Genomic DNA, 17,409 nt, shown 5'->3' on the forward strand with positions numbered 1-17,409 from the left:
CGGAGAGCTGCAGTTTCCCCGAAAGTGCCTACCCGCCGCGAGACGCGGCGACGCGAGGCCGGGTGGGTGTGCCGGGAACGTCGGGACACCTGCCCGGTCGGCCTATGCCCCGTGCCCGGCTCCCGACGTAGGAAGAAGGTCACCGAACCGGGAGGCCGCCGTCGTGGAACCGTTCACCCTCGTGCTCGGCGCCATCGCCGGGCCCGCGATCCAGGCGCTGTTCACGGGTGCCGCGCCCGACGCCAAGGACTGGTCCGGGGTGGTCGCGACGGTGCTGCAGGCGCTGATGTCGGAGCGGCCCACCACCGAGCGCACGCTGGAGCGCATCGAGCAGTCGATCGCGGACAACCGGGCAGCCGTATCCGGTGAGCTGCTGCGCGCGGGCCTGGACTTCCTCGCGGAGGCGCGCGCCGACTGGTGCCCGCCGGAGCACCGGGACCGGCTGCTGCACGAGGCGCTCAACCGGTTCCGGGACGCCTCCTCGCGCGCCGTCGACCCGCGCTCGGAGGTGCTCGCGCACTGGCACATCGCGCTGGTGTGGATGCTGAACCGGTCCGTGCCCGGTGCACTGTCCGCCCTGGACCGGGCGCGGGACGTCGCGCTGCGGGCCGCGCTGGCCGCCCGCGACGACTGGACGCATCCGGGTGAGGAGCGCTTCGCCGAGGCGGAGCGGCAGACCCTCACCGGCACCGAGCAGGCGTGGCAGCGGCTGATCGGGGTGGGCCTGACCGAACGCCGCCGCGACGCGCACCGGCGGCTGCGCAAGCAGCTGGCCGAGAAGCTCACCGACGCGCTCGAACTGACCGCGACCGTGCAGGCCACGTACGCCGCGATCGGCCGGCCCGCCGCCGAGTGCGCGGCACCGGCCCTGCTGACGCCGCTGCCGGCGTCGGGCGACTTCACCGAGTTCCCCGAGATCGTGGTGCCGCTGGCCCCGGCCGTGGACCACGTCGTGTTCGGGTACGCCCTGACCGTGCACCAGGCGCGGGTAGCGGACCTCAGCTCGCTGTCCCCGGCGCGCTGGCGCATCGACGCCGACGTGACCATCGGCGGCCCGCAGGGCGGCGGCGAGCCCGTCCAGGTCGGGATCTCCCGGCTGGGCGCCGCCCCGGCGGCACGGCCGCGGCTCGCGCTCGCCTACCAGCGGGCCACCATCGAGGCGCTGGTCGCGCTCCCCGAGCCGCGGCTGCTCGCCGGAGGCGCGGTGTCGCCCGGCAACGGCATGGTGCGCCCGCCGGACGGGACCCGCAGCCGGGGCTGGCTGCGGCTGGAGAACGCGCAGCAACCCGACGCGCTCACCTTCCGGCTCTGGCCGTCGGGTCGCCGGACCCCGCACGACCAGGGCCTGCTCGCGGTCTACCGGCTGGGCTGAGCGTCAGGGCGCCTCGACGGCGTCCTGCCCGGACGTCGCGTCCACCAGTTGCAGCAGCTCACCGGCCCGGGGGTCGCGGGCGTGCAGCACGTGGCCCACCGGCGAGGCCGGGCCGCCCAGTTCGACCACGGAGGCGCCGCCGCCGCGTACCACCCGCAGCAGGCCCGGCGACGTGCTGAGGTCGATGCGCGACACCACGCCGGGCGTGACCCATACCGGCACGCCCGCGAGCAGGCCGGACAGCTGCAGATGGAAGTGGCCGCACAGGATCATGCGGACGTCGGTGCCGCGCACCGCGTCGGCGAGCGCGGCGGCGTCGCGCAGGTTGACCCGGTCCATGACCAGCGAGGTGGGCACCGTGAGCGGCGGGTGGTGCAGGATCACCACCGAACCGGCCGGGGCGGGCGTGGCCAGCACCTCCCGCAGCCAGGCCAGCTGCGCCTCGCCCAGCTCGCCGTACACCGCGCCCGGCACCAGGCTGTCCAGGGTGATCACGCGCAGGCCGTCGAGCTCGCTGACGGCGGCGCGCTCCGTGCCCGGCATCCGCGCGCCGAGGTCGGTGCCGTCGGCCGCGACGTGTCCCGAGCCGAAGACCTCGGTGAACGCCTCGCGGGTGTCATGGTTGCCGGTGCAGTAGTAGTGCGGGATGCCGCGCTCGGCGCAGAAGCGGCCGACCTGTTCGCGTACCCCCGCGCAGCCCTCGGCCGAGCCGTCGTCGGCGAGGTCGCCGCTCACCACGACCAGGTCCAGCCCGGACAGATGGCGCAGGTCGTGCAGGATCCCGGCGAGCGCGGCGGCCGCGTCGACGTCGGGGTGGCGCAGGTGGGTGTCGGACAGGTGCAGGATGCGGTGGACGGTCATGGGCGCGTCTCCTCAGCTCGGGGGCACCCAGGCGGCCGACGCCCCGACCGATCACTCCCCGGTGGTGCCCCACCCGCGCCAGTCGTGTGCGCCCAACCTAACGCGTCGCGCCGACTCCCGCAGCACCGTTATCGACGGATCGGCTGCTCCCCATCAGTAAGGTGACACGCCAGGATGACATCGTCACCAGGGGCATCGCTGCCGATACGCTCGGCGCACCGACTCGGCGAGGAGATCGAATTGATCCGCTGGACGTATGCGTTCATCGACCGGCCCGCCGGCCTGTTCACCGAGGCCGCGTCGTTCTGGGCCAGGGCCACCGGCACCCACCTCACCGCCCGGCGCGGCGCGGACGCCGAGTTCGCGACGCTGCTGCCGATCGGCGCGGACCCGTGCCTGAAGGTGCAGGCCGTGGGTGACGGCGGCGGCGTGCACCTGGACCTCGCCGTCGAGGACCCCGTCGCGCTGACCCGGCGGGCGCACGAGCTGGGCGCGGAGACCATCGCCGCCACCGGCACGTACACCGTGCTGCGCTCCCCCGGCGGCATGGTCTTCTGCGCGGTGCCGTGGCACGACGAGTTCCGCCGCCCGATCGCGCAGGCCGCCCCGGACGGCGCGCTGAGCCGCCTGGACCAGGTGTGCATCGACGCCGGTCCGGCCGTGTACGACGCGGAGGTGGCCTTCTGGGGCGAGCTGACCGGCTGGGGCGCCTATCCGGGCTCGCGGCCGGAGTTCCACGTCGTGGAGCAGCCCGCCGAGCTGCCGATCCGCATCCTGCTGCAGCGGCTGCGCGAGGAGCGGCCCACCTCGGCGCACCTGGATCTGGCCTGCTCGGAGATCGAAGGCGTGCGGTCCTGGCACGAGAAGCTCGGCGCGACGCATGTCGCCGACGGCGCGCGGTGGGTGGTGATGCGCGATCCGGCCGGTGGTGTGTACTGCCTCACGGCCCGTGATCCGCAGACCGGCGGCCTGCCCGGACGTTGATCGAAGTCTGGGATACGCGAGGGTGGCACGCGTCCGCATGCGGTATCTTTAGCGGTTCGAGCACAAAAAGAACGGCACGCTGAAAGCGGCCGTTCGGGCTTCGATTATAGACACTAGGGAGCCGGGTTTGTCAAGCGCCGCCACCGACGACCGCCACGACGAGATCGACCACGAGCAGCAGTACGTGTCCGTCCTCTACGACCGGCTCGACGACCTGCGCGAACGCGCCGCGCAGCGGCTGTCCGAGGCGCTGCTGCAGACCGGCGGCACGCCGCAGGAGCGGTCGCAGCGCGACTCGACCATCGGTCTTTACACCGACCGGGTCGCCTCGCTCGGCGCGGTGGAGAACGGCCTGTGCTTCGGCCGGCTCGACCTGGACGACGGCGGCAACCGGTACATCGGCCGCATCGGCATCTTCGCCGACACCGAGGACGCCGAGCCGCTGCTGGTGGACTGGCGCGCACCCGCCTCCCGGGCGTTCTACCTGGCCACGGCCGCCTCACCGCAGGGCGTGCGCCGCCGCCGGCACATCCGCAGCAGCGGGCGCACGGTGACCGCGCTGGACGACGAGGTGCTCGACCTCGCCGCCGCGGCCGCCACGCCGCCCCACCACGAGGGCCTGACCAGCGAGGCGGCCCTGTTCGCGGCGATGGACGCCGGGCGCACCGGCAGGATGCGCGACATCGTGCAGACCATCCAGGCCGAGCAGGACCGGATCATCCGCGCCGACCTGGGCGGGGTGATGGTGGTGCAGGGCGGCCCCGGCACCGGCAAGACCGCGGTGGCGCTGCACCGCGCGGCGTACCTGCTGTACACGTACCGCCAGGAGCTGTCGACCCGGGCGGTGCTGGTGGTCGGGCCCAACGCGACGTTCCTGAAGTACATCTCGCAGGTGCTGCCGTCGCTGGCGGAGACCGGCGTGGTGCTGCGCACCGTCGGCGGCCTGTTCCCCGGCGTCACCGCGACCGGCACCGAGCCCGACGCCACCGCCGTGGTCAAGGGCCGCGCCGCGATGGTCGACGTGCTGGCGGCGGCGGTGCGCGACCGGCAGCGGGTGCCCGACACCGCCCTCGAGGTCGACTTCGACGGCGAGCCGCTGCGGCTGGACCGGGCCGTCTGCGAGGACGCGCGGGCCGAGGCGCGGCGCAGCGGCAAGCCGCACAACCTGGCCCGCGAGCTGTTCGACGTCGAGGTCATCCACGCGCTGTCGGTGCAGGTGGCCGAGCGTATCGGCACCGACCCGTACGCCGACGACCCGCTCGGCGGCGACGACGCCCCCGGCGACCCGCAGCTGCTCGACGAGGCCGACCTGGCCGAGGTGCGCCGCGAGCTGTCCACCGACCCGAACGTGCAGACGGCGCTGGACTGGCTGTGGCCGGTGCTGACGCCGCAGCGGCTGCTGTCCGACCTGTACTCGAGCGACGAGCGCCTGGCCTCGGCCGCGTCCACCCTGACCGACGCGGAACGGGCCCTGCTGCGCCGGGACCGCGGCGCCCCCTGGACCCCGGCCGACGCGCCGCTGCTCGACGAGGCCGCCGAGCTGCTCGGCGAGGACGACCGGGACGCGGAGCTGATGGCCGAGCGGCGGCGCCGGCAGCGGCTGGCGTACGCCGAGGGCGCGCTGGAGATCCTGCACGGTTCCCGCTCCATCGACCTGGAAGACGAGATCGACCCGGAGATCCTGTCCGCATCGGACGTGCTCGGTGCGCTGGAGCTGGGCGAGCGGCACGAGGAGACGGCGCGGCTGACCGCCGCCGAGCGGGCCGCCGCCGACCGGCGCTGGGCGTTCGGCCACGTGATCGTCGACGAGGCGCAGGAGCTGTCGCCGATGGCCTGGCGGCTGCTGATGCGCCGCTGCCCGAGCCGGTCGATGACGGTCGTCGGCGACGTCGCGCAGACCGGCGACCCGGCGGGCACCTCCTCCTGGGACGCGGTGCTGGATCCGTACGTGGCCCGCCGCTGGAAGCTGACCGAGCTGACCGTCAACTACCGCACACCGGCCGAGATCATGGACCTGGCCGGGCAGGTGCTCAAGAGCATCGATCCGGAGCTGCAGCCGCCCCGCTCGGTGCGGCACACGGGGCACGCCCCGCAGCTGTCCGAGGTGGACCGGGCCGAGCTGGCCGAGCGCCTGGCCGAGGTGGTGCGCCGGGAGGCCGCCGCGCTGGGTGACGGCACGCTGGGCGTGCTCGTGCCCTCCGGGCGGGTCGCGGAGCTGGGGGCGGTCGTCGCGGCGGCGGTGCCGCAGGGCGGGAACGGGCAGGCGGAGCTGACGGAGGCGGTGACGGTGCTGTCCGTACGCGAGGCCAAGGGCCTGGAGTTCGACTCGGTCGTCATCGCCGATCCGGGCGGGATCGTGGCCGAGTCGCCGCGCGGCCACAGTGACCTGTACGTGGCGCTGACCCGCCCTACCCAGCGCCTGACCGTGCTGCACCACGGCGACCTCGCCCACTGGTGACCCCGCGGCCCCACCCGTCCGGCGCGCTGGAACATCCGCCTGCCGGGGCGGGGGCGTGGCGGGGCACCGCCAGGTGGCGGATGTACACGGTGGTCGCTCTCTGCCACGCTGCCCTCAGCCCGCGGTGGGAACCGCGGCCTGATCAGGAGGTCGCCGTGTCGGAGTCGCCGTCCCTCGCCGCCAAGGTCGTGCGCATGCTGGGCATCGTCGCGCACCTGGTGCTGCTGCCGTACTACCTGGCCAGCGGCCTGGTCGCGCCGCTGTGGGCGGTGATCGTGCTGGTGGCGGTGTGGGCCGCGCTGCTGGTGGTCGCGCTGCGGCTGTGGAAGACGCGCCCGTTCCTGGTGCCGCTGGTGCCGGTCGTGGCCGTGGCGATCTGGTTCGCCGCCGTCACCGCGGGCGAGACCTGGCTCAACTGGACCGCCTGACCCTCGATGTTGGGAAGGGCACCTTCTTATACGCATACGGGGTAGACCCGCATCCGCACGTTTGTGCGGATGCGGGTCTACCGTCGCGGCGCTGTTGTCAACAACTGTCGTTTGATCTTGTGCGGTGATGGTGGCGACTGTTGTCGGGCCGTCTCCGGCCAGGGTGATCTTGATGGTGGCGGTGGTCCGGCTGGTCATGATCACCTGGAGTCGGAGTGCGTCGTAGAGTTGTCGTTGCACCTCGGTCGGCAGTTCCGCCAGGTCGATGGCGGTGGTGGGGATGGCCTCCAGCAGAGTGGTGTCCTGTGTCGGGCTGTCGAGGATCTTGGCTTTGAGGCCGGTGATGCGTTCGGCGACTTCGAGGCGTTCGGCTTCGAGTTCGCGGTGGCGGGTGCGGATCTGCTGCCGCCAGGTGCGGTCGTCGGGGTCGGCTTGTTCGAGGTCGAGGGTCAGGTTCCGCTGGCGTCGTTCGATGTCGGCGAGGTTGCGCTGGGCGGCTTCGATCGCCGCCTGGTGTTTGGCGGTTTCGACGGCTGGTGCCGCGGCGATCTGGTCGGCGAGCAGTTGGGCGCGTTCGGCGCTGAACACGCGGCGGGTGATGACGTCGTTGACGGCGGCGAGGACGGACTCCTCGCGGATGTAGACGGTGCCGGGGTGTTGTGGGGCGCGGTCGGTGAGCTGGTCGTCGCTGTTGCGGGGTCCCCGGCAGGTGAGGTAGCGGCGGCCGTTGTTGTCCTTGCCGACCATGCGTCGGTGGCATTCGGGGCAGCGGACGTAGCCGCGCAGGCTGTAGGTGTGCTTGGTCGCGGGGTGGGTGTTGGGTGCGTTGCCGCTACGGGATCCGGCGCGGTCGAGGTCGATCATCTGGGCCTGCTGGTAGGTGCGTAGGTCGATGAGCGGTTCGTGGGTGACGTTGGGTGACCAGACCCACTCGGAGGGGCGGATCGGGCGTTTGCGTTTCTTGCGGCGTACGGTGACGCCTTCGCGGGTGGTGGAGCGGTTCCAGACCATGTGGCCGGTGTACTTGGGGTTGCGCAGCATGTCGCGCACGACCGGCCACCGCCAGCGCCGTTCGCCGTGCTCGCGGGTGGGTACCGGTGGTGGGTAGCGGTCGGGGTCGGCGTTGAACAGGTCGGCGATCTCCCGATAGGTCTTGGCGTCGTGTACGCGCAGCATGAACATCTCGGTGATCACTTCGCCGCGTTGCGGGTCGGCGACCAGGCGGGTCTTGGTCGCGCCTTGCGCGGCCCGCGCGGCGGCGGGGTGGCGCTCACGGGCGGGCAGGTACCCGTAGGGTGCGCGGCCGATGTTGTACCCGGCCCGGGTGTGTTCGGCGGTGCCTTCCCAGGCCAGTTCCATGGTCTGGATCGCGAACATCTCGCCGAACGCCTGCTTGACTCGCCTGATCAGGATCTTGGTGGCCTTGCGGCCGGACTTGCTCTCGCCCTCGTCGACGGCGATCAGGTCGATGCCGCACTTCTGCAGTTCGTGCTCGACCTTGGTGTTGTAGTACATGACGCGGGCCAGCCGTTCGGCGCTTTCGCAGATGACCAGGTCGAAGGCGCGGTCCTTGCGGCCTGCCTCCTCGATCATCTCGTGCATGCCGCCGTCGCGCTGGTGGGGGACGTTGAAACGGGCCAGGAGTTCGTCGGTACCCTGGCCCCGGTCGTCGAACTCCATGCGCCCGGACTCGATGTCGATGAAGATCCGGGTGACGACCATCAGCGGCAGGATCCGTTTCTTGCAGTTGTCGAACTGCCGATTGATCGACCCGGGGATGTTCTGCAGCTCGCTGTCGGACACCCGGAACAGAAGCGCGACGTTGATCACCTGGCCGGGCACCAGGGGCGAGATGCTCGTCCAGGGGGTGGGGTGGGAGTTGGGGCGCGGACCGAAGACATCCGGGCCCAGGGGTGGGTGTTCTTCTTCCGGCTGGCCGTTCATGCCAGCACCTCCTTGAGGATCATTTGTGCGGTGGGATTTGTTCGCCGGGTGAGGCGACCTTGGCGGTCGCCTCGCCCGTCACGGGGTCAGCGCCGAAGCCGACGACCGCGCTGCGAAGCGGGCCGGGTGCTCAGTTCTCGGCGCTGTTGTCGCGGCTGGCTATCCATGCCAGGACCTCCTTGATCGCCAGGGTTTGTTCGTGTTGAAGGCGGGCGGCTTGCGGGCCGGTGACCTTGGTGATCTCGACGGTGGCCTCGATCGGTTCGGGCCGGCGTTTGTCGTTGTCCCGGCGGCGGCGCTGTGGGCTGGCCGGGCCGGGTTCTGGGGTGGTGATGTCAGCCTCCACATGCCGGTGGGATGGGTCGGGCGTGTGCGGTTGCTGCGCATCCGGTTCCTCCTCGTGGTTGCGGTTGCGTGCCGCCTTGCGCGGGCGGTGGTCTGGTGGCGAACGGGAAACAGGGCCGGTGTCGCACCGGCGGTACGCGGGGTCGGGGCCGCCATGGCCCCACCGCGCGGTCCATTGACGCTCTGCTCGCCGACGTGTTCAAGCCCGCCGTGGTGCGGCAGGCAGACGACGTCGTATCGCATCGCGTGGATATCGCGGCGTAGATTGATCGGGCCGACCAGGTCAAGCGGGGTGTTCGTGAGCGCGCGGCATCGGCCCGATGCGGCGTGCGCGTCGTGGCGTCGGTGTCGTGCCGTGGGGCGGCCAGGGCGGTCGTGCGGCCCGTCGCGGGCGGATCGTGCTCGGTGGTGCCACGCGGCCTGCTGCCGACCCTGGGGTGGGCGGCGGGCTCGGTGGACCTGCGCGGTCGCGCATGTGGCGGGGGTGGTGCGGCCCGGTCCGGGCGGGCGTTCCGTTGAGGCGGCAGGTGCTCCGCTCAGATCACCCGCTGGGGGTCCCTGTCGGGCCTGCGCACCCGGAACTCCCGCGCATTGCGGGGTGGTGCCGGTGGGCTTGATGATTCAAGTGCCTCCACCATGGCTCGACCCGCTGACAGCGCAAGATCGTCGAAAACGCGCTGACCTGCACTGTCAGCGAAACCCCGATTTCTGTCAGGGAATTTCTCAAGATCTTTCGAGCTCGAGCACCCTCACTTTGTTCTATTTGAGCTCATTTGCGCGCTTCCAGGGACCGTTCGCCGTGAAGTTGCGTCAGCGGAAAGGCCGCCGCGCAGCGGCCGGTCAGCGTGTCGCGGTGTTGTGCGCTTTCTAGCGGCACGCGTAATGCAGTCCATCGGGCGGTTGCGCGCTGCACTGGGGCGGCGCGCGTGGCCGCGAACTGCGCCAGCTTCGGCGCGGCGAGTCCATGGCGGTGTCGCGCAGTTCGGTGCGGCAGGTCGCTTCCACGGAGCGGCGGGCTGCCCGCAGGCCACGGCGTTGACGAGCGAGCCGAGGCAACTCGCCGACCGCTGCCGTGCCGCTGGGTCATAGCGCTCCGCGACCGACCCGCCGGACCGCGGCTGTCAGTAACGGCGACGCCGTACGGTGTCGACGCCTCTTCACCCTCAGGGAGGACTCCCTATAGGGAGTGGGACTTCGCGCGGTGCTCATGAGGCGCTGACAATGCAGGCCAGGCGGCCTTCACCGGCAGGCCGAGAGCCGATCATGGACGACAGCCACACGATGACCAGTCCGACAGCAACCCGACATGCAAACGACAGCGATACACGCCGATGCACGCCCTACGGTCAGTGACGTCCAGCCGAACGAGCGGCTCGGTGGGGCGTCCGCCCGGCAGTCCGACCCCGAGTGCCGGTCCGGTCGGCCCGAAGTGAGGAGCGTGGCGGCAGTGTCGTGGCGGTGCGCGACCGTGGCAGCCGATGAGCGCTGTCGGTGACTGCGTACGTTGTAACCGCCACCATGTCTTACCCCCAGGGAGAACTCCCGATAGGGAGTCTGACTTCGACCGGCGGCACTTGACGGCCTGTCAGTGCAGCTAGGTGGGTGTGGGCAGCCATGGTCCGGGCGGATCTTGGGCGACGGCTGCCCGACGACCAGCCCGACAGCAGCCCGCCATGCAACCGACAGCGACAAGGTCCGATACATGGTTGCTGTGGGTGAGGTCCCCGGCCGCGCCGCCGGGGACCCGTGCTGTCAGAGAGTGGTTTCTGGCTCGGCGGTGGTGCGGTGGTTGCGGCGGTCGCGGGCGCGTTCGAAGGGCCGGTCGGCCACCGTGGCCGCACCGTGGGCCGGGTCGTAGCTCACGCAGCCCGCCTGGCGGTCCTTGGCGTCGTGCATGGCCAGGTCGGCCTGGTGCAGCAGCAGTGACAGGTCCGTGCCGGGCCGATGCTCGGCCACGCCGATCGACATCGACAGGGTCAACAGCCCCCCGCCGGGCAGCGGCATCGGGGTGGAGGAGATGAGGTGGCGCAGGTGCTGGGCGTGGATGAGGCTGTCGTGGAGGGCTGTGGGCCAGGCGAAGACAAACTCGTCGCCGTGCAGCCGCCATACGGCGGTGTCGGGTGCGTGGGCGCGGAGGAGGGTGGCGATGTGGCGCAGGGCCTGGTCGCCGGTGGCGTGGCCGTGGTCGTAGTTGAGCTGCTTGAACCGGTCGAGGTCGGCGAAGCCCACGCACACCGGTTCCTTGCCGGTGATCATCGCGGTGATGCGGGCCTCGGCGTCGGCGCGGTTGGGCAGGCCGGTGAGGGCGTCGATGTGGCGCGCCCGCCACAGTTCCTCGTCGCGCAAGCGCCTGGCGGCGGCCAGGCCCGCGCCGTGGCCGGTGAGCCAGCCCGCGAGCGCGGCGAGGCCGAGCAGGCCGAACAGCATGGTCGTGTGGGACATTGGGCAGTGCTCCTCTAGTCAGGAGCACCGAAGGCGGCAGGGCTGGCAGGCTTGCTGCCGCCTTCGGGCTACACGGGGGTCGTGCCGGCGGCAGACGCCGCCGGCGTCATGGGCGCTCCGGCGCCTGCCGAGGTCAAGTGGTCGGCGGGCGGCCGAAGCCGCGGCGGCTTTGCGCTCCTGTGCTACCTGCGCTTGCGCCGCTCCAGCACGGCGGGGGCGTACTGCCAGGTCGCTACGGCATGCTCGTAGAGCCTGCGCAGGTCGATCAGACGGTGCAGGCCCCGTTCGCCGGGGATCGACCAGATCCGGTCGGCGGGGGTTTCCGCGGGGTTGAGCCGGTCGGCGGCGATGGTCGCGACCGGCACGGGCGTGTGCAGGTCGCCGATGCGTTCGTGCAGGGCCGCCTCCCGGCGGGCCGAGTGCAGCCGGAACAGCAGCGGCCAGGGCGGGGCTTCGCTGTAGGTGATCGCCTCCTGGTATCGCTCGATCTTGCCGGTGAGCACTGACAACTGCTCGGTGCCGGTGTCGTACTCGAACAGCAGCGCCACGAACGTGTCCTGCTCGCTCCATTCGGCGTAGCCGTCGGGCTGCAGGTACACGCGCGCGGACTGGCCGGGCTCGGGGTCCCAGCGCAGCAGCCGCGCGGGCGGGTTGCGGCGGGCGTGCCCGGCCAGGTCGGTGAAGAAGCCGTTGACTCCGGCGGTGTGGGCGTGGTTGCGGCTGGTGGCCAGCCGGTGGCGGCGCGCGGCGGTTTCGGCGGGCCGTGGCGGTTTGAGGCCGTAGGACGAGGCCGCCAGCACCGCGCCGGGGTGGGCAAGGACGTAGGACCAGGGGTAGGTGCCGCCGTCGGGGCGGTGCGGCCGGAACCGGTCGATCACCTTCATGTTCATCAGTTCCAGCAGCCGCTGCTGGGCCGTGCGCGGTGACGGGAACAGCGCGGTGGTGACCTGCGGGGTGGTCAGCACCCCGTGGTCGAACAGCCAGCACAGCAGCGTCCAGTCCCGGTCGGTCAGCCGGGACTGGACCCGCAGCACGATGTCATCGCTTGTTTTCATGCGGCACCCCGCCCAGGGGAGAACCCACCTGGGTTATCGGGCTCATCTCGCCCGGCCCGTGAAGTGGGCATACGCTGCCGGGCCGCGCCTGTCAGCGGGTACGGCTGCGGGTTCGCCTCAAGGCGAGCCCAGACCCGGGGCCGTATCCGAGCGTCCCGGCGGCCGACCGGCCGCAGCGGCTCGTTCATGCTGTCAGCGGCTACCGACAGTCGTGCCGTGTACCGCAGCGGCGTGAAGCCGCCGGGGCTGCCGCCCGTGCGCGTGGTGGTCGCTGTCGTCATGGTTATGGTCGTGGTCATTTCGTGCCTCCAGGCGTCGGTGAAGGTGTGCAACTGCCCCGGACCAGGTCAGGCCGGGGGTTGGGCTCGTTGGGTGAGCAGGGCCGGTGGCTCCTGCGGCCCGGCGGCGAGCGCTCGGGTGCTGTGGTCGACGACACTGGCGCTGTCAGCGAATCGAGCGATTCGGACAGTGGACTGCTGATGCTGTCAGCGCTACTCCCCGCGCTGCTCAGCTGCCGACGTTGGGCGGCATCCTGAGCGATGGGCGCGGTGAGCGCGCCGCTGGCGACGGCGTCGCGCACGAGGCGCATAAGGTCGTTGGCGGTGGCGTTGGACAGAGCATGACCGCGAGCGCGCAGCCGCCGGGCCACACTCGCCCGAGAGACCGCCTCGCCGGCCGCTGACAGATCCCGCGCCGCCGCCAACGCGGCCGGCAGCAGCGCGGTTACCTCTGGGTCGACGTCTCGATCGGGGGGACTTGTCCGGGACCGGTCCTCGTCCCCGCCGGAGTCCGGGTCGAGGTGGCCCATGGTGTCGGCGCGGCCCATCGCGATTTTCACCATGGCGAGGAACCCCAACGCCGGGAGCATCGCCGCCAGCCAGCCGATGACCGAGCGATGCGCCTGCACGACCTGCGCCGACAGCGACAGGAACACCGCCACCACCAGCACCGCCGCCGGGAAGAACACGCCCAGCCCCAGACGTTTGCGCCGCCGCAGCTCCAGTCCCGACGCCACGGACATCAACTCGAGGATGACCGCGTCGGCCCAGGCCAGCCAGCCATGCTGCCCGTGCTCCTCCGCGAGATCGTGAACGTGGGTGAACGACGCCGCCGCGGCGGCCAACCCGATCGCCAGCATGATCGAGATCTGAACCAGGTCTTCGGTCCGGTGCCGGACCGCGGTCCGCCCCGTCCGCGTCCCGCCGCCCGGCGGTGACGGGTCGTCGGCGGGATCGCGGCCCCGGGACAACGGAACAGGTTGCTGCAAGGTCATCTCGGCCTCCAGGAGAAGAAGAGCCAGCCCGCACCGGGACCGGCGCGGGCTGGCGACAACGACGTCAAGCGCGCCTCAGGACCGAGGCGCGCTGACTTCTACCTATGGGACAGGTGCTGCCCGCCGCCGGATTCGACTACCTGTGACACAGGACACTCGACACCCGTTCGGGAAAGGGCTCGGAGGATCTGCCGCGAGACGATCTACATGCAGGCCAGCCCTTAAGACCATCGCCACGAAGGGCACCTATCGTTATTGATCGAGATATCCAGACCTGTCGATTGCATACGTCATCGGTGGGACCTCGATATGGAATCAGGGGATCTTCATCAGCACCTCCCCCAACCTGCACATCGGCCAATAACAGAGCGTGCTGCGGCACCGCTCGCGCGAGTCCAGTTAGATGCTTCCGCGGCTTCTGCCGACAGATGAGCCCTCAGACAAGTACGACCGCGCTGTCGCCGGAGGCCCCTACCAGGTGCGGTCCGGCGTGCAAGCCACCGGACAGGGTGAACCGTCCGACTGTCCCATGGCGCGAAGCCAGGGTACCGTCCAAAATCGATCTCACGCTTGCATGCGAGGTCGGCGAGAGGGAACGACGAGTGAGACTCAAGGCAGTCGAGGTACGTAACTTCAGGTCGCTCCTCGACGTATGCATCGCGATCGACATGACGACCACCTTGATCGTTGGCAAGAACAACACTGGAAAGACATCTCTGCTAGATGTATTTTCCAAGTTCGTCCACGTCGGCGGAAGCTTTGCCATCGAAGATCTATCTACGGTACGAATCAACGATCTCGTCGCAGCCGTCCATAAGTATGCGCAGAGCAAGACTGAGCGCAACAACGGCAACGAACCAGCAGCAGAAGATCTGCTCAAGCAGGCATTAGCACTGATTCCGTCCATTGAGCTAAAACTCACATTTGAGTACACGGCCGAGGACGATATCGCGCCGATAGCCAGCATCATTCTGGACCTCGACGAGTCGAGCCACGAGGCAAAGCTCTGCGCAGCTCTCGAGATGGCGAAGCCGCTGGAGTTTCTCGAAGAGACGTACGCCATAGAACCAGCAGATCAGCTAGTAAAGTACATCAGAAGAAGCTTCGGACGAGTTTTCGCCGCTCGGTACTATGCAGTTGACGCCGTAACGAGTTCACATCGCGTTGAAGTTAACAGGACCATCGTACAGAAAATATTCAGCACGAACTTCATCTACGCCCAGAATAAGCTCGACGACTCGTCCGCAGACACCACAAGGAACCTCTCAAAGACCTTTGCCGCATATTACAACTTGGCTGGTGCCGACAATCCCAGTGTCGAAGATATAGAAAACGCTCTTGCGCAAGTTGCCGTTCAGTTGGACGGCAAGTACGAAACTCTGTTCAAGCCGATCTTCGATGATCTAAACGGATTCGGCGTGGACACCATTACTCCGATACAGAATCTAAAGGTTCAGGCGTATTTCGAGGCCAATAGGATTGTCGAAGGAAATACTCGGCTCTACTATGAGTCCGGCGGACATCTATTGCCCGAAGGATACAACGGCCTGGGTTACACAAAACTGATCTTCACGATACTCCAGTGCGTGGCTTCATATGAGGCCTACTTGAAGTCGGCACCCAAGCCATCGTTCCAGGTACTCTTTATTGAAGAACCCGAGGCGCACCTGCATCCGCAGATGCAGGAGGTGTTCATCAAGAACGTAAAGGAATACATTCAAAGCAAGGCGGGATGGAATGTTCAGGTCATCATCACGACGCACTCCTCGCACATCGTAGCCAGCAGCAGCTTCGCCAATATCAGATACTTCGACAACTCCGACTCGGCGTCCATCGTCGTTAAGGACTTGTCGACGTTTCAGGGCAAGGTTTCGGAAGATGCTGATAATACGCTGAGATTCCTGCGCCAGCACATGGTGCTGAGTAAGTGCGATCTGTTCTTCGCGGATCGAGTAATTCTAGTTGAGGGGACAGTGGAGCGCCTCCTGCTCCCGGCCATGATAGCCGAATGCGTGCCAACGCTCAGGCACAAGTACGTTTCGCTAGTCGAGGTTGGCGGAGCCTACGCACACAAATTCAAGGAGCTACTCACCTTCATCAACATCCCCACCCTTGTCATCACGGATATCGACTCCGTCGACCCGAGCTCCCGCGGCAAGGCATGTGAGACGTCAGTTGCCGGTGCCGTCACATCCAATGCGACTCTGAAGACGTGGCTGCCGAAGCGGGTGTCGATATCGGACCTAATCGCGCTTCCGGAATCACAAAAAGTCGACGGGATGTTCAGGGTTGCATATCAGGTATCTGAGGCTTCCGGGGGCAAGGTCGGCAGGAGCTTCGAAGAAGCGTTCATTCTCGCAAACGCGCAGGTAATTGCAACTCAGCTTTCGAGCTTGGCGCTGAAGGACCATTTTACCGACGACGTTACCGGCGATCCGCTATCCGAGACTGACATTCAAGCCAACTCTTATGAGGTGGCCAAAAGCCTGTCTAACAAAAAGACCGACCTTGCGTTCGACATTATGTATCTTTCGAACTGGAACGTGCCCAGGTACATCAAGGAAGGGCTAGAATGGCTCAGTCGCGGGCACTGACAGAGGTAGAAGAAGCGCTGGATGAGCGGCGCAGTTTCGTAGTGGAAGCCGGCGCTGGTTCCGGTAAGACCTACGCGCTTGTTCATGGACTCCGATATCTTCTTGCAAGCCAACGCCGATATCTTGAGCGAAACAACAAGAGGATCGCTTGTATCACCTACACCAATGTAGCGAAGAACGAGATATCTGAGCGCTTGGCGGATGATCCGCTCGTTTTCGTCGGAACCATCCATGAATTCCTGTGGTCGGTCATTCAAAGATTCCAGTCAGAGCTCAAGATGCATCTTGTTGATTACAATTCGACCGTCCGCAAGCCGGTGGAGAACCTGGAAGTCCTCCTTGACGCCCTTCCGGTGGTCTATTCGGATCGCGGACGGAAATTCGAAAGAGGTCAACTGTTCCACGACGATGTGATCGAGCTGTCGTACCGTCTATTTGCCCATCACCCAAAGATCGCCCGCATTGCGAGAAGCCAATTTCCGTACATCTTCGTCGACGAGTATCAGGACACGGAAAAGCGAACGATTGATCTACTCTTGAACCACTTACTCAGAGGAGGCGAAGACGGATGTCTGGTCGGCCTTTTCGGTGATTCAATGCAGAAGATCTACAATTCGGGAGTTGGATCGGTTTCTCACGAGAGACTGACCAGAATCAGCAAAATTGAGAACTATAGATGCTCTCGACGTGTCATTGAGCTTCTCAACAAGATTCGACCTTCTCTCCAACAGGTTGCCGCCGGGAATAATCTAGACGGACAGGTCGCCTTCTTTGTAGGTGCACCCGACGTGAGCCATGACGGAAATCTTGCTGCCGTTCGGCAGATACTTTTGCGGAGTGGCTGGACGGACGACAACACCAAGGTTCTGATGCTGACCCATAGGGGGATCGCCGACCGTTTGAAGTATCGCGGACTACTTGATGTATACGATCGGCGCGGCAGCTTCGCACGCGACAACCTTCTTGACGGAACCGACGCGTTCGCCGACCTATTCTCCAAGATCGAGGTCTTGTGTCGAGCCCTCGATAATCAGGATTTTGGAACGGTTTTCTCGGTTATCGGCCGCGACAGCTTGCGGCTCAGCAGGCATAGCGACAAAGTCCATATTGCGAAGATCTTAACCGAACTTGCCAAGCTACGACTGAATAGCGACGTCGGCACGATTTTGGACTACGTATTTACCAAGAGAGTCCTTCAGAAGTCTGGTGCCATTAGGTTTATTGAAGACAGAGCCGAGGCCGAAACTCCCGAAGCGGAGAAGGACAAAGACTTTCTTGCTAACTTGCGCCTCGTCCCGTATCGGGAGGTAATAGAGTTTACGACATTCCGCGAATCCTCCACGCCATTTTCAACACAGCATGGCGTAAAGGGCGCCGAGTTCGACAATGTGCTTGTCGTTGTCGATGATGACGGCTGGAACCAATACAACATTGGTAACATGATGGCCAACACCGAGCGACTTCCACAGCGTTTTGAACGCTCGCGGAACTTGTTCTACGTCTGTTGCTCGCGCGCGCGGGATGGTTTAGCCGTCGCGTTTCTGTCGTCTCCTCCGAATGCGGCTATCGAAACGGCGAAGAATTGGTTCGGTGCGCTAAACGTTCACTATCTGTAGTGCTCGGCGCACTGGTTCAGCAACATTGATCATCGTG

At 67.3% G+C, this 17,409-nt stretch carries 10 protein-coding genes, 1 pseudogene and 1 riboswitch; of the genes and pseudogenes, 5 read left to right on the forward strand and 6 right to left on the reverse strand.

What is annotated here, in order from left to right; all coding sequences use genetic code 11:
• The first annotated feature begins 163 nt into the window (after nt 1-163).
• Nucleotides 164-1,372 (forward strand): hypothetical protein, encoded by a 1,209-nt coding sequence (locus Cba03nite_RS10120; protein ID WP_203744520.1) that lies wholly within the window; start codon nt 164-166, stop codon nt 1,370-1,372.
• Between the two features lie 3 nt (nt 1,373-1,375).
• On the opposite strand, the gene Cba03nite_RS10125 is transcribed toward Cba03nite_RS10120, so the two are convergent.
• Entirely contained in the window at nt 1,376-2,233 is an 858-nt protein-coding gene (locus Cba03nite_RS10125; protein WP_203744522.1) for a metallophosphoesterase family protein, read from the reverse strand.
• A gap of 18 nt (nt 2,234-2,251) precedes the next feature.
• A riboswitch (ZMP/ZTP riboswitch) is annotated at nt 2,252-2,329 on the reverse strand.
• A 144-nt stretch (nt 2,330-2,473) separates the two neighbouring features.
• Here Cba03nite_RS10125 and Cba03nite_RS10130 point away from each other — a divergent pair.
• Both Cba03nite_RS10130 and Cba03nite_RS39650 read left to right on the forward strand, forming a co-directional pair.
• On the forward strand, nt 2,474-3,217 hold the full coding sequence (locus Cba03nite_RS10130) for a VOC family protein (RefSeq protein ID WP_239125612.1): 744 nt from the start codon (nt 2,474-2,476) through the stop codon (nt 3,215-3,217).
• Nucleotides 3,218-3,344: 127 nt separating this feature from the next.
• Nucleotides 3,345-5,675: a HelD family protein gene (locus Cba03nite_RS39650; RefSeq protein WP_239125613.1), complete on the forward strand. Its 2,331-nt coding sequence runs from the start codon at nt 3,345-3,347 to the stop codon at nt 5,673-5,675.
• A 1,037-nt stretch (nt 5,676-6,712) separates the two neighbouring features.
• Here Cba03nite_RS39650 and Cba03nite_RS40490 read toward each other — a convergent pair.
• The 5 genes and pseudogenes from Cba03nite_RS40490 to Cba03nite_RS10155 all read right to left on the reverse strand — a co-directional run.
• Nucleotides 6,713-8,047 (reverse strand): annotated as a pseudogene (locus Cba03nite_RS40490) (recombinase family protein); the annotation flags it as partial.
• Nucleotides 8,048-8,177: 130 nt separating this feature from the next.
• Complete coding sequence (locus Cba03nite_RS10140; protein ID WP_203744528.1) at nt 8,178-8,393, reverse strand: hypothetical protein; 216 nt, start codon at nt 8,391-8,393, stop codon at nt 8,178-8,180.
• A 1,751-nt stretch (nt 8,394-10,144) separates the two neighbouring features.
• Nucleotides 10,145-10,834, reverse strand: coding sequence for a GGDEF domain-containing protein (locus Cba03nite_RS10145; protein ID WP_203744530.1), 690 nt, complete (start codon nt 10,832-10,834; stop codon nt 10,145-10,147).
• Nucleotides 10,835-11,016: 182 nt separating this feature from the next.
• The gene (locus tag Cba03nite_RS10150) at nt 11,017-11,889 is read right to left on the reverse strand and encodes a replication-relaxation family protein (RefSeq protein WP_203744532.1); all 873 of its coding nucleotides are present in this window, start codon (nt 11,887-11,889) and stop codon (nt 11,017-11,019) included.
• 295 nt (nt 11,890-12,184) lie between these two features.
• Complete coding sequence (locus tag Cba03nite_RS10155; RefSeq protein WP_239125614.1) at nt 12,185-13,162, reverse strand: DUF2637 domain-containing protein; 978 nt, start codon at nt 13,160-13,162, stop codon at nt 12,185-12,187.
• Between the two features lie 602 nt (nt 13,163-13,764).
• Between Cba03nite_RS10155 and Cba03nite_RS10160 the strand changes: the two genes are divergently transcribed.
• Nucleotides 13,765-15,756, forward strand: coding sequence for an ATP-dependent nuclease (locus tag Cba03nite_RS10160; protein WP_203744534.1), 1,992 nt, complete (start codon nt 13,765-13,767; stop codon nt 15,754-15,756).
• Nucleotides 15,735-17,372: a UvrD-helicase domain-containing protein gene (locus Cba03nite_RS10165; RefSeq protein ID WP_203744536.1), complete on the forward strand. Its 1,638-nt coding sequence runs from the start codon at nt 15,735-15,737 to the stop codon at nt 17,370-17,372. The genes Cba03nite_RS10160 and Cba03nite_RS10165 overlap by 22 nt, the downstream gene beginning before the upstream one ends.
• Nucleotides 17,373-17,409 lie beyond the last annotated feature (37 nt).

Source organism: Catellatospora bangladeshensis, from assembly GCF_016862575.1.
Classification (GTDB): domain Bacteria; phylum Actinomycetota; class Actinomycetes; order Mycobacteriales; family Micromonosporaceae; genus Catellatospora; species Catellatospora bangladeshensis.

Coding starts and splice junctions, on each gene's coding strand:
- Cba03nite_RS10125 (WP_203744522.1), bottom strand. CDS start 2,233: ATGACCGTCCACCGCATCCTGCACCTGTCCGACACCCACCTGCGCCAC.
- Cba03nite_RS10145 (WP_203744530.1), bottom strand. CDS start 10,834: ATGTCCCACACGACCATGCTGTTCGGCCTGCTCGGCCTCGCCGCGCTC.
- Cba03nite_RS10155 (WP_239125614.1), bottom strand. CDS start 13,162: ATGACCTTGCAGCAACCTGTTCCGTTGTCCCGGGGCCGCGATCCCGCC.
- Cba03nite_RS10165 (WP_203744536.1), top strand. CDS start 15,735: ATGGCTCAGTCGCGGGCACTGACAGAGGTAGAAGAAGCGCTGGATGAG.
- Cba03nite_RS10150 (WP_203744532.1), bottom strand. CDS start 11,889: ATGAAAACAAGCGATGACATCGTGCTGCGGGTCCAGTCCCGGCTGACC.